This window comes from Paenibacillus nuruki, from assembly GCF_001721045.1.
GTDB classification, from domain to species: Bacteria; Bacillota; Bacilli; order Paenibacillales; family Paenibacillaceae; genus Saccharibacillus; species Saccharibacillus nuruki.
Genome location: NZ_MDER01000026.1, coordinates 1 through 12,368, shown reverse-complemented (window position 1 = coordinate 12,368; position 12,368 = coordinate 1). Strand labels below are relative to the sequence as shown.

Annotated in this window: 13 protein-coding genes and 1 riboswitch; of the genes, 2 read left to right on the top strand and 11 right to left on the bottom strand. The window is 38.1% G+C overall.

Annotated features, from left to right (window positions below):
* Window positions 1-195 precede the first annotated feature (195 nt).
* Window positions 196-419: riboswitch (cyclic di-AMP (ydaO/yuaA leader) on the bottom strand.
* Between the two features lie 195 nt (window positions 420-614).
* Together PTI45_RS03015 and PTI45_RS03010 are read right to left on the bottom strand one after the other, a co-directional pair.
* Entirely contained in the window at window positions 615-1,382 is a 768-nt protein-coding gene (locus PTI45_RS03015) for a TatD family hydrolase (protein WP_069326063.1), read from the bottom strand.
* 47 nt (window positions 1,383-1,429) lie between these two features.
* A complete protein-coding gene (locus PTI45_RS03010; protein WP_069326062.1) occupies window positions 1,430-2,752 on the bottom strand; it encodes an HD domain-containing protein in 1,323 nt (440 codons plus the stop codon).
* 332 nt (window positions 2,753-3,084) lie between these two features.
* Between PTI45_RS03010 and PTI45_RS03005 the strand changes: the two genes are divergently transcribed.
* Window positions 3,085-3,339: an AbrB/MazE/SpoVT family DNA-binding domain-containing protein gene (locus tag PTI45_RS03005; RefSeq protein ID WP_017815545.1), complete on the top strand. Its 255-nt coding sequence runs from the start codon at window positions 3,085-3,087 to the stop codon at window positions 3,337-3,339.
* Window positions 3,340-3,663: 324 nt separating this feature from the next.
* Here the strand turns inward: PTI45_RS03005 and rsmI are convergent, their stop codons facing one another.
* From rsmI to PTI45_RS02960, 9 genes are all read right to left on the bottom strand, one after another.
* A complete protein-coding gene (gene rsmI, locus PTI45_RS03000) occupies window positions 3,664-4,575 on the bottom strand; it encodes a 16S rRNA (cytidine(1402)-2'-O)-methyltransferase (RefSeq protein ID WP_069326061.1) in 912 nt (303 codons plus the stop codon).
* Entirely contained in the window at window positions 4,572-5,324 is a 753-nt protein-coding gene (locus PTI45_RS02995) for a tRNA1(Val) (adenine(37)-N6)-methyltransferase (RefSeq protein ID WP_069326060.1), read from the bottom strand. The genes rsmI and PTI45_RS02995 overlap by 4 nt, the downstream gene beginning before the upstream one ends.
* 103 nt (window positions 5,325-5,427) lie before the next feature.
* Window positions 5,428-5,799 (bottom strand): DNA replication initiation control protein YabA, encoded by a 372-nt coding sequence (gene yabA, locus PTI45_RS02990; RefSeq protein ID WP_069326059.1) that lies wholly within the window; start codon window positions 5,797-5,799, stop codon window positions 5,428-5,430.
* A gap of 31 nt (window positions 5,800-5,830) precedes the next feature.
* Window positions 5,831-6,631, bottom strand: a complete 801-nt coding sequence (locus tag PTI45_RS02985) for a PSP1 domain-containing protein (RefSeq protein ID WP_069326058.1) — start codon at window positions 6,629-6,631, stop codon at window positions 5,831-5,833.
* A 175-nt stretch (window positions 6,632-6,806) separates the two neighbouring features.
* Window positions 6,807-7,781 carry a DNA polymerase III subunit delta' gene (holB, locus tag PTI45_RS02980; RefSeq protein WP_069326057.1) on the bottom strand — a complete coding sequence of 325 codons (975 nt, stop codon included), beginning with the start codon at window positions 7,779-7,781 and terminating at the stop codon, window positions 6,807-6,809.
* 47 nt (window positions 7,782-7,828) lie between these two features.
* Complete coding sequence (locus PTI45_RS02975; protein WP_069326056.1) at window positions 7,829-8,272, bottom strand: YaaR family protein; 444 nt, start codon at window positions 8,270-8,272, stop codon at window positions 7,829-7,831.
* 344 nt (window positions 8,273-8,616) lie between these two features.
* On the bottom strand, window positions 8,617-8,946 hold the full coding sequence (locus PTI45_RS02970; protein WP_069326055.1) for a cyclic-di-AMP receptor: 330 nt from the start codon (window positions 8,944-8,946) through the stop codon (window positions 8,617-8,619).
* A gap of 139 nt (window positions 8,947-9,085) precedes the next feature.
* On the bottom strand, window positions 9,086-9,739 hold the full coding sequence (gene tmk / locus PTI45_RS02965; RefSeq protein ID WP_069326054.1) for a dTMP kinase: 654 nt from the start codon (window positions 9,737-9,739) through the stop codon (window positions 9,086-9,088).
* A 40-nt stretch (window positions 9,740-9,779) separates the two neighbouring features.
* Window positions 9,780-11,483 (bottom strand): aminotransferase class I/II-fold pyridoxal phosphate-dependent enzyme, encoded by a 1,704-nt coding sequence (locus PTI45_RS02960; RefSeq protein WP_069326053.1) that lies wholly within the window; start codon window positions 11,481-11,483, stop codon window positions 9,780-9,782.
* Between the two features lie 265 nt (window positions 11,484-11,748).
* Here PTI45_RS02960 and PTI45_RS02955 point away from each other — a divergent pair, with 265 nt between their 5' ends.
* Complete coding sequence (locus PTI45_RS02955) at window positions 11,749-12,273, top strand: hypothetical protein (protein ID WP_069326052.1); 525 nt, start codon at window positions 11,749-11,751, stop codon at window positions 12,271-12,273.
* Window positions 12,274-12,368 lie beyond the last annotated feature (95 nt).

The following is a 12,368-nucleotide window of genomic DNA, read 5'->3' as shown; positions in this document are numbered from 1 at the left end:
TGATGTTCAAAAATGCCTGCGCCATGGTCAGTCTAAGGGACACACCTAATATCTGAAAGATCAAATTTCAAATATCGTATTCTCTGAATCTTTTCGTTTAGCCCAAAACAAAAGAAGCCTCTGGAAAAGAGCAAAGCAACTTTTCCTTGGCTTCCGACGTATCTAAATACAGTTCGGAAAACGTTAGAAAATACGAGGTTGCCTCTGCATCGCTTACGGGGTTAGCTGTCGGATTCGGACACATCATATTTCTTGCCCTTTGAAGGCTCCTCCGCTCATGGCGCGAGTACCTCCAATTCACCCCATAGACCCTGTAAAAGGAATCATACATAATGACTTCGGTATTCTGATAATAATGGCTTGAAGACATATGTTGGTTCCCCCGTTTTCCTATGCAGGAAACTCAGCGAGACCGAATCATGGAATCTTGCGTAATAACAGCAAGATTAAATCACTGATGAAATAATATCCCGAACCCAACCCTCATGTAAAGCGACCAGCAAGCACGTTTTTCTGAATAAATGGTTAAAAAGTTGTCATATTCTTCTGTTTTTTGGTTATAATTTATTCATATATCCGTTTAACGCTGTTTTTTGCGTGATTTACTCTCTTTTTCACCGAATGCCAAATCGTTCCAGTGCATTTTTAGTTGTAATTGTACTAATTTCTTCCAGTGATACCCCTTTTAGCGCAGCAGCAGCTTCTGCTACAAGTGTCACATAACCGGACTCATTTCGTTTTCCACGATAAGGATGTGGTGTCAAAAATGGGGAGTCTGTTTCAAGCAAAAGACGGTCCATTGGAACCTGTTGTAACACCTCTTTAGGTTGCTTCGCATTTTTGAAAGTAATTGGTCCTCCAAACGATAAATGAAAGCCCATATCGAGACACATTTTAGCCGTTTCCCAGCTACCTGAAAAGGAGTGCATAACCCCTCCAACTTCATGTGCTTTTTCTTCGCGCAAAATCTTAACAATATCTTCATGAGCATCACGATTATGGATAACAATCGGCATATTAATCGAACGTGCTAGACCGATTTGTTCACGCAATACTTTATGCTGCACTTCTTTCGGTGAAGTATCCCAGTGATAATCCAGACCAATTTCACCAATTGCTACTACTTTTTCATGTTTGCATAGCGATTCGATCCATTCCAGATCTCCAGGTTGCATATGAATCGCATCTACAGGATGCCAGCCAATAGCCGCATATATAAATTCATAACTTTCGACTAATTCCATCGTGGTGGGAATCGTTTCACGGTTGAATCCCACATTGATCATTCGGGTTACCCCTTGTGCATAAGCACGCTCAATCACTTCTTTACGATCATCGGCAAATTCGATCGAATCCAAATGAGTATGTGTATCAAATAACATATACTTTTCTCACTCCTTCTCTGTTTCTCGTTCTTTTTTCGTTAATCTTATATTTCAAATTCCATCTGTGGCGGATTAATTTTGTTTTCAAATATCGCTGCCACTTCTTCGGATAATTGATGAATAACTTTCTCCAACTTATCTTGCGGATAATAGAGATGATATCGACCGCGATGAATCCCGCTAATCGAACGTACAATATCCGATACTTCTGATATTTCTTGGATTCGGTTTTGACGATCTAATAATAGAATTTGTTTTTCTTTTTTAGGATCACCTGGACGAAATACATCATAAGGAAGATCGGTAGGAAAATCGATTTCTAGATCATAATCAGGATGCAATCCTACTCTAGCAAATTCACTACGTATACTGCTAATTGTCTGCTTATCAATTAGATCTGTCTCTACATATTTATACAACTTACGCTGCATAAAACGATGACATACATCTGCCAAAATATCATCGTCTTCCCTTGTCCATTGCATAAATGCTGTCTGTACTAATGCTTCATCTAGCAATAAATAATCACCAACTTGAATATCACCTTTGAATAACTCGGGTAAAGGATACGGCAAAAATTTAAAATCGAATCCTTCATCGAACAATTCTTTGGCACGACGGAAAATTTGTTTTAATACAATATCTGAACTTCGAGTTACTGGATGAAAATACACTTGCCAGTACATCTGATAACGTGCCATAAGATAATCTTCGATCGCATGCATACCTGATTCTTTGACAACAACGCGTCCATTGTGAGGACGAAGCATCCTCAAAATACGATCAACATCGATCGTTCCATAATTAACTCCTGTAAAATAAGCATCCCGCAACAAATAATCCATCCGATCCGCATCTAACGGACTCGATACCAGATTCACAACGATCTTTTTCTCATAATCTTTGCGAATAACAGAAGCGACTCGTTCAGCAAGACCATTCTCTGCTTCTTCCAATACCCGATTCACTTCGGTATCTCCAAGTAGGATACGACACGTCCATTCTTCATGATCCATATCAAAAGCTTCTTCTATAGAATGAGAAAAAGGTCCATGACCCAAATCGTGTAATAAAGCGGCACATAATGCCACCAGACTTTCTTCACGTGGCCAATCTTCAAAACCACCACGTTCAAATTGAGAAATAATACGACGTGTAATTTCATATACACCTAATGAATGTGAGAAACGGCTATGCTCTGCTCCATGAAAAGTTAAATAGGAAGTTCCCAATTGTCTTATACGACGTAATCTCTGAAATTCAGGTGTATTAATCAAAGTCCAGATTAAACGATCTTGCACGTGGATATAATTATGTACAGGATCTTTAAATACTTTTTCTTCTCCTAAAGGTTGTACAGGCTTCAAAATAAATTCCTCCTTCTATCAATAAACCCTAACTATTTAAAATTAAAAATAGTTTTTTCGACGATATTGTCGAATGTTGTCGGTATATACAAGCTACGAATTTCCAAATCGACAAAATAATTTTAACCCTATAATACTTGATAATACCGCTATATAAAAATATTTTTTCAAAAAAAAGTGAAAAAAACTGTATTTTTCTTAAATTATAGGTTGACTGATTTGGGAAACGTTGGTATTATGAATATCATAAAACATAGAAATTTGTCGAATGTTAGCACATCAAACAAAAAAATAACAACTAATATATTTAAATTTGAGAGGATTGATCAGTAATGATGAAATCAACTGGTATTGTAAGAAAAGTAGACGAATTGGGCCGCGTAGTAATTCCTATCGAACTTCGCCGTACACTAGGTATCGGAGAAAAAGACGCTTTGGAAATCTACGTTGATGGCGAGCGCATTATGCTTAAAAAATACGAGCCTGCTTGTATTTTCTGTGGTAACGCTGAAAATGTAACTTATTTTAAAGGAAAAATCGTTTGTAATGAGTGTATTTCCGAAATTCCTGTCCCTGTGACAAAATAAATAAAATAGGTTATACTAGAACTATCAACTTATTAATTCTAACCTTTTTAATATCTCCTTGAACCTTTACTCAGCATTTTGTCTGGGTAAAGGTATTTTTTTGCTTTCTTTTGGTTTTCAAAAAAGGCTTATCTTTCATTATACTTCCTTTTGCATAGCACTTCCAATTTGCACATCAAAAAGGAACCTCGAACAGATCAAGATTCCTCTATTTTCACGCTTATTTTCTTCATTATTTTTGTTAAAAACTCATCTATTTAACGAGTTTCTTCTATTATAAATGTATTTACCAAGCAAGCTCTTTCGTAACCACTCATATGCGTCTTACTCTTCTTCATTTAATAACACTTGATATACATCACGTTTAGAGATTTCACGATCTTTTGCTGTTTTTTTCATTGCATCTTTACGTGAAATATTCTCTTTATTTTCGTAATAGATCACATGCTCTTCTATCGTCATCTGTTGCCACCATTCGCTGGCTTCAGCTTTGGCTTCAATGATAGATTGTCCCTCGATTACAACACAGTATTCACCAATCGGTGGATGCGATTCTAACCATTCCAATACTTCTTCTACACTACCACGTGTCCATTCTTCATGACGCTTTGTCAGCTCACGTGCTAATACCACATTACGATTGCCTAAATGATGTGCAATCGCTGTTAATGTTTTGATAATTCGGTGTGGAGACTCGTATAACAGCAATGTACCTGCTCCATGCTTCACACTACCCAGTACTTCTTCTTGACCTTTATGATCTCTAGGCAAAAATCCAATAAACGTAAATCGATCTGTCGATAATCCAGAAGCAATCAAAGCAGACAGTGCTGCATTCGCTCCAGGAATAGGAACCACAGCAATTTGTTGCTCCAGTGCTAACTTCACTAATTCTTGCCCTGGGTCAGATATAGCAGGCAATCCAGCATCACTCACAAGCGCCAGACTACTTCCTTCTATAATAAGGCGAATTAACTCCGGTCCACTGGCTTTTTTATTATGCTCATGATAACTCAGTAATTTGCCTGGTGTAATATCGAAATGAGTTAGCAATTTGCGAGTCTGCCTTGTATCTTCAGCAGCAATAATATCGCATTCCTGTAATGTCCGTACAGCTCGATACGTCATATCTTCTAAGTTACCAATCGGTGTCGCAACTAAATACAAAGTGCCTGCCCCTTCATGAAGAACAGCAGACTCTCCTTTAGCAAAACTTTTTTGAATCTGTATGCTCATAGTGACTCCTTTAACCCGTAATAGACAGCTTTGAGATCAGGTGTATATTGTTCATGTTCATCATATACGATAAGTGGTGGTAGCATACGCATTTCTGGCTTACCTCCACGTAATCCTTCAATTAACACCATATTCGCTTCCATATGTTGACGAGGATGTACAAATCGAATACGCTTCGGTTCTACTCCATATTGACGCATCAAAATAATAATATCTGCTAACCGGTGCGGACGATGAACCATAGACAGCTTACCACCATTGCGAAGAAGCTTGGCAGACGTTTGAATCACATCTTCTAACGTACAACCAATCTCATGTCTTGCCATCGCATGATGAATATTTAACTTCATATCGCTTCCTGTTACAGGAGCATAAGGGGGGTTAACGGTTACAGCATCATAAGCTTCTCGTTCACCTGCAAGTGGCATATCTTTAAGGTCTTGTATGCGAATTTTCACCTGTTCTTGTAAGTTATTCATGGTTACACTACGCATCGCCATATCTGCTAAGCGCTCTTGAATTTCCACACCTTCAATACTAGCATTTGTCCGTGTCGATAACAGAATAGGTATTACCCCATTGCCAGTACATAGATCAATTATTTTACCACGCTTAGGAATACTGGCAAACCGTGCCAGCAGTACAGCATCCATCGAAAAGCTGAACACTTCTCGACTTTGAATAATTTTAAGGTCATACGTAAGCAGATCATCAATACGCTCATCTGCCAGAAGGGGTTGTTCGTTCATGGTATTTCCTTTCTTATCCTGCTTTGTTTAGAAATGATACTACATTATGATTACACTATATAAAAACCGCGGCATAATGCTGTCCGCGGTTTGGATAATGCTACTATTCAGATTTATTCAAAAAAGAAAGGCAGAACAAGCAATCGCCTTCTGTACGCAAATGTCCATAATACACATTACAGATATGGAAGCCTTCGTGATAAATACGTGCTAGATTATCATAACCTTCTCCAACGACTTCTAGATCAGGTAATTCTGAATACAATTTAGACGAATAGGTGCCAACAGATTTAGGCTCAATAACAGGAACCTCTTTTTTCAAGACTCTGCGCAACTGTTCATTTTCGGTACTCAGGCGTTGATTCTCTTCTAACAGTTCTTTCACAGCTTGCTTCATTTTACCCATATCTCCATGCATATGATCCATCTGTGTTTCCAATTCGTGAATGTGTGTAAAAAGATTTTTCTTCTCCAAGTTCCCACCTCAAAAGCAGCCTTGATCGGGTTTACTTCACGACCACGTCATCCAATGGCAGTTCTTTGACTTTACTGATGTCAAAAATCTGAACATGTACAGTACGCGAACCGGCATTGATACCCACCACTTTACCATCGCCTAGCGAAGTGACGACAAATTTACCGATAGCCGGAAGCTCTTCCTTCACGCTCTCATAATTATCGTGCTCGAATTTAAGACAACACATTAGACGTCCACACAATCCAGAAATCTTGGTTGGATTCAAGGACAAGCTTTGATCTTTAGCCATTTTGATCGATACTGGCTCAAAGTCTCCTAACCAGGAAGAACAGCATAGAATACGTCCACAAGGACCTATACCACCTAGCATTTTAGCTTCATCACGTACACCAATCTGGCGTAGTTCGATACGTGTACGGAAGATACTGGCTAGATCTTTAACCAGCTCTCGAAAATCGACTCGACCTTCAGCTGTAAAATAGAAAATAATCTTATTACGATCAAATGTAAATTCTACATCGACCAACTTCATTTTCAATTCATGCTCTCTGATTTTGTTAAGACAGGTTGTGAAAGCATTTTTAGCTGCGATCCGATTTTCTTCTACTACTTGAGCATCATGATCTTCTGCAATCCGAATCACTTTTTTCAAAGGAAGAACGACATCAGATTCATTGACTTCTTTTTTACCAATCACTACTTTACCATATTCAATCCCACGTGCAGTTTCTACAATAACGTGTTGTTCACTTTCAACTGGAAAGTCTAACGGATCGAAATAATATATTTTACCCGCTTTTTTAAAGCGGACTCCTACTACACTATACAAAAGATAAGCCCCCTCATTTGCCAATACCGTTTTTCAACTCTACGGCAAAAATTCCGATATGAAGAATTACTTCTTATTCTCACCTGACATGACGTATTCAAAAAATGTGCGTTTGTTTAAAGCTTTGTGCACTCGGCATGATGTTATACACTGTCCGGTCTGTGATGAAGCTCCTTCAACCGCTAACGCCTATAAGAAATTGCTCCATGCATAACTGTGGATTCACATGAGAACGAAGCATTTTCTTACACTCTGCAGCAAGCGACATACACGATATCCAATGCTGCATATCACGAGTGGTAGCCACCTTGGAGAGAGACTCTAACTGATCTATAAAAACGATACTCTCGTGCCTTCCAATCTGGATATGAATGATATCCTTAAACCATAAGTGGAAAAGATCAAATACGTGCTCAATATGATCTCCAAGTCCGCCTTTAAACAGCTTTTGCTGAGCAGTAATAAGGCTCATACTCCCTCTACCTGCGGATTCCTTCCCTAATTGTAACATTACGTTTCTGATTTCTGCAAACCAATTCTGTGCTAGCAATTCTCGGCATTCCTCCAGATCAGACGCAATATGAACAACGCATCGTACTAAAGGCATTGGAAAGCCTTCATCTCCTAAGATTTGAGCCATTTTTTGAGGATCTGGTGGCGTAAATACTATAGGTTGAGTACGGGACCGAATCGTAGGCAATACTGACTGTGCATTTTCTGTGAGCAAAATAGCTACAGCAGGTGCTGGCGGTTCTTCCAAGAATTTTAACAGACTATTGGACGCTTGTATCGTCATTTTATCTGCATCTTTGATAATATATATTTTACGGTTACCCGATTCTGAACGATACGAAAAAATCCGCTGAATATCGCGGATTTGCTCAATTTTGATTGAAGATCCATCTGGCTCAATCACATGAAAATCAGGATGATTACCATGTTCCATCTTGCGACACTGTATGCACTCTCCGCAGGCTTCGTCGCCTTTATGAATACAGACTAATGCTTTGGCAAAGCTATTCGCCATCTTCATCTGACCGCTACCTGCTGGTCCACTAAACAAATACGCATGAGAAATCTTTTGATTACGCAGACCATTTTGTAACATCTGCTTAGCAATATCTTGCCCGACAATTTCTTGAAAAGACATGGTGCCTCCTTACTGAACAGCTCACTTCAAGATCTATACTCACTATATTAATATAAAAAGTTAATAAGCATACCTCGAATTTCACCCATCCGTTGCAATAACTCGATTCGTCCTTCTTCACTTTGAAGCAATTCTTCTGCCATATTCATCAACATAGAATCCACTTCATCTAACAATTTATACTTTTTACCCCGACCCCGACGATCGAAGCTTTGCGTTTCTTTTACTTTGACACCGCGACGCACGGTATCTTCCAAAAAGCGTTTAACCAACATTTGATACGCTTTAAGTTCACGTAGTGTCATCGATTTTGCAAGCCGGTCACCCTGCATTTGAATCTCTTTAAATTGACGCTGAATATCATCATGTGTCGCTTGAGCACTATTATTTTGAAGCACATCCGAGAAATTCCGTTGTTGTACTACTCTATTGGGAGAATCGGATACGATAGGGTTACTTTTTAATGGAGGATAACCGGGGTTAATTTTCATTATTTTCTTCCTTTCTTTGCTGGCATTGAACTTCTGCTTATAGGCAGATTTTCTTTATATATGCCGGATAGTGTATATATCAATTAGCAGTCGCTAAACAGAGTCGTTATTAATTAGTATCGTTCATATTCACTGATTTACGAATAGTAAAATGAAAAAAAGTTCAATTTTTACGTATCGATACAACGAACGATCACAGATTTACAGCAGATAATAAAGACGGACCGGTTCCCAATAACGTAACCGATCCTCTGTTTGTTTCTTAATTATACTCTTTATTATTTAATTATGTTTAAAGATGTACTGATTTTTGCGTATTTTTTAAAATAAAATCAAATTCTTTTTTAGAAATGTTCAAATCGCTCAACAGGCATTACGAATACAGTAGCGCCACCTACTTGTACTTCCACTGGCAATGGAAGATACGAATCTGTTGTACCGCTCATTGGAGTAACTGGTGTAACCAGCTGTTCACGAATCTTACAACTATTACGAATGACTTCCATAACAGCTTCGATCTGGCTATCATCAACACCAATCATAAATGTTGTATTTCCAGCACGTAAAAATCCGCCTGTACTGGCTAGTTTTGTTGCCCGAAAATTAGCTTTTACCAATTCGCCTGATAGACGGTTACTATCTTTATCTTGCACGATCGCAATAATCAGTTTCATTATAATAGCCCTCCTTTTACAGATCTGTAAGGCACCAAGCCCTGCTTTTTGTATTCGACATCGATAAGCATAATACCTCTATTTACTCTTTATCCATATTGTAACCGACTACCCTGAATAAGAAGCATATTCCTTATTCTTATACATGATACTGCTGAATTAATGTATCCAATACTTGCTTAATATCGTTAAAAACATGCTGTTCATCTTGCTCACCATTGATCATAACAAACCGTTCTGCGTGTTGTTCAGATAATTCCATATATCCTTGATGTACTCGATGATGAAATTCCAATGCTTCCAGATCCAGACGATTGACTTCTCGTTCACCAGACTTAGACATAATGCGCTCTAATCCTACTTCAGGCTTAACATCAATATAGATATTCATATCTGCCCAATACTGCTGACCATCTACATCTATCGCTAATTGATTAATATCGAGTACAGCTTTGCCCAGTTCACGTCCGTACCCTTGATAAGCCAAAGAAGACATCACATACCGATCACAGATAACGATTCTTCCTGCCTGAAGCGCTGGAATCACTTTTTGAATTAAATGTTCTCTTCTAGCACTTGCATATAATAGACACTCTGTTAATCCACTCATATCATTATCGACATTCAAAATAACTTCACGAATTTGTTCAGATACAGAGATTCCCCCCGGTTCACGAGTCGATAAAAAATCAATCTGTTGTTCATTAAGATAACGTTTAATATGTTCAAGCTGACTTGTTTTACCGCTACCATCCATACCTTCTAATACAATAAATAAACCTTTTGCCTTCATTCTTATTCCTGCTTTCTGTAGACTACTGCTCGGTAGACATCTATTTATAGACACGCAATGTATTCAATGTAGAATCAGCAGTGCCTTGTATTTTGTGATGATGGCTTCGTAATGTTAACAGTCTATCATATACAGAAGAATGTATGATTTCTCCTGCATACAAAATGGGAATACCGGGAGGGTAGGGAATCACCATTTCTGCACATATACGTCCTTCTGCTTGTTCTAGAGACACTACCTCTACATTTTCTTCATCAATAGGTGTCATTGTAAACAAAATAGGCTCTGATATATTGTACTTATTTTGCTCATTAGATTGATCTTTATCAAGATTGATAGATTTGCCTTGATTTGTTGCTTGATCCCTATGCTGTTCTGTATGATCATTAATTTTCTGATCTGCACTATCCGCATTAGAATGAAATAAAGTCACTGAACTCTTCTTTTTTGACAAATGGTCATCCTCAGTGCCCTCAGAAGATCGTGTACGCTCTATTGTAGCTTGATTCTTATCTTGTTCCACGTTGTTTACTTGATGATCTTCTACACTAACTGTGAGTGGCTCTTGAGCGATCTGATGAAGAGCATCTAACAAGCGCAGACTATCTTCCAATGTCGAACCCAGACTAAATACGAGCACAACATACCGATCATCACTCATCTCAGGTACACAACCATAGTGCTCTAACCGCTCTTGCAAGACTTCACCAGACAAATACCCTTCTAGATCATAGATCACCACTTTAAAAGGATCTTGTGTATATCTCTCATCTAAAAAAGATAAATAATCGAATCTTTTGTTTTCCGCCAATTTATCCGTAAAATGATCTCGAGCTTCTAATCCAGTTGTGAAAATTTGCTCTCCATAACAATCTAATAAATAACGACTTAGATCCAGAGAAGCCATCAACGGATAGGAAGGACTTGAACTCTGAACCATCGTCAACCGTTGCTTTAATAAAGAACGAGCAATCAAATCCCCCTGCACATGTAGCATCGCACTCATAGTCATTGCCGCCAACATTTTGTGAGTAGATTGAACAACACCATCTGCACCTGCTGCTAACGCACTGATAGGGAAACGATGATGCTGGCTATAATGTGCTCCATGAGCTTCATCAACTAGCAAAGGTATCTGATAGCGATGACAAGCGTCAGCAATTCCACTCAAGTCTTTGCCCATACCATAGTAATTGGGCGAAGAAAGTAGAACAGCTTTGGCAGTCGGATATTGCTTCAACGCTACTTCAATACTTTCTAGATTTGGAATTACAGCCAGACCGCTTGCTTGATCTAACTCCGGTGTTAAAAAGACTGCCTTAGCTCCTGCCATCATTAATCCATGTAATATCGATTTATGTACATTACGTTGTACAATAATAATATCCCCTGGATGACTACATACTGTTAAAATAAGAGCTAGATTACCAACTGTGCTACCACCTACAAGAAAATGGCTTTCTTCAGCTCCAAAACATTGGGCAGCCAACTGCTGAGCTTCTTGAATAACACCCTGAGGATAATGAAGATCGTCGGTACCACTAATTTCGGTAACATCCAGTTGTAGTATAGAGCTAAATAAGTCATTTCCTCTGATTGGTTTGAGCACATTCGTATAGATCATGCCATTTTTATGTCCAGGCACATGAAAGCTACGCTGATCTGAACCAGCGTAATGAGTCAAAGCATTGTACAAAGGTGCTTTGCATAATTTGGTTGTAGAAGCTTTCCATTGATTAGTCATATAGTCATTCCTATAATATTTATTGTGTATTGTTCCCTATTCTTATTATAATCAAAATAACAGATATCGTCTCAAACTAACTTATGATATATGCTAGGTACTTATAATTTGAGTACGTGTATTTCAAAAGGTACATATTTAACCGATATAAGGGTAACAACTAGCGATTGGATACAGACTACTTCTCGTCGAAAATATGAAGATCAAAAGTTAAATACCACTACCAAATGATAACAATAATACAATACAAGGAGGGTCGCACTGGATGGTAGCAGAAGCTCAACAAAATGCAACTTTTTATCAATACCAACTCATCAAAAAATGGCCAGTGACCAGAGTCTGGAATTTAATATATTTACTTATACCTATTCTAACATTAGCGATTGAACTGTATTACTTCTCATGGTCTAGTTTTGGTTTTTGGGTGCTTTCTTTTCCATTAGTATTATGGATTCAATATGTTATTTCTCGTTCTGTATTGATTATGACGGTAAATCATTTACGCAAACGATGGAAATTTCAAATTCAATTTCCATGGATCGGTTATCTGCCTGATCAATTTATGGGCTATTCTACATTCCGCAGAGTGTTATTACATACAACGTGGATCGGGTTATGCTTTGCTGCTGTTTTATGTATGTGGCTCCCAGTCAACTTTTCAATTTCTTTAGTTATGTGGCATATTTGGTTTTGCTTACCCCGTTTAATCATCTTGCTTCGTTTATTCCGTAAACGCAAAGATGGCATTATTAAATTAACAAAAGAAGAAGTATCTTATTATATCCAATAATTCGACTTCCAACATTATAACTAGACTATTATATCAAAATTAAGGGAGTACTTCTTAAATAGAGTACTCTCATAACTACTCACTACTCACTACTC

Excerpts from the sequence above, each read along its gene's own strand:
- PTI45_RS02995 (WP_069326060.1), bottom strand. The coding sequence starts at position 5,324 with ATGAACGAACAACCCCTTCTGGCAGATGAGCGTATTGATGATCTGCTT.
- PTI45_RS02975 (WP_069326056.1), bottom strand. The coding sequence starts at position 8,272 with ATGAAAATTAACCCCGGTTATCCTCCATTAAAAAGTAACCCTATCGTA.
- tmk (WP_069326054.1), bottom strand. The coding sequence starts at position 9,739 with ATGAAGGCAAAAGGTTTATTTATTGTATTAGAAGGTATGGATGGTAGC.
- holB (WP_069326057.1), bottom strand. The coding sequence starts at position 7,781 with ATGTCTTTTCAAGAAATTGTCGGGCAAGATATTGCTAAGCAGATGTTA.
- PTI45_RS03005 (WP_017815545.1), top strand. The coding sequence starts at position 3,085 with ATGATGAAATCAACTGGTATTGTAAGAAAAGTAGACGAATTGGGCCGC.
- PTI45_RS03015 (WP_069326063.1), bottom strand. The coding sequence starts at position 1,382 with ATGTTATTTGATACACATACTCATTTGGATTCGATCGAATTTGCCGAT.
- PTI45_RS02955 (WP_069326052.1), top strand. The coding sequence starts at position 11,749 with ATGGTAGCAGAAGCTCAACAAAATGCAACTTTTTATCAATACCAACTC.
- PTI45_RS02960 (WP_069326053.1), bottom strand. The coding sequence starts at position 11,483 with ATGACTAATCAATGGAAAGCTTCTACAACCAAATTATGCAAAGCACCT.
- rsmI (WP_069326061.1), bottom strand. The coding sequence starts at position 4,575 with ATGAGCATACAGATTCAAAAAAGTTTTGCTAAAGGAGAGTCTGCTGTT.
- PTI45_RS02970 (WP_069326055.1), bottom strand. The coding sequence starts at position 8,946 with ATGAAACTGATTATTGCGATCGTGCAAGATAAAGATAGTAACCGTCTA.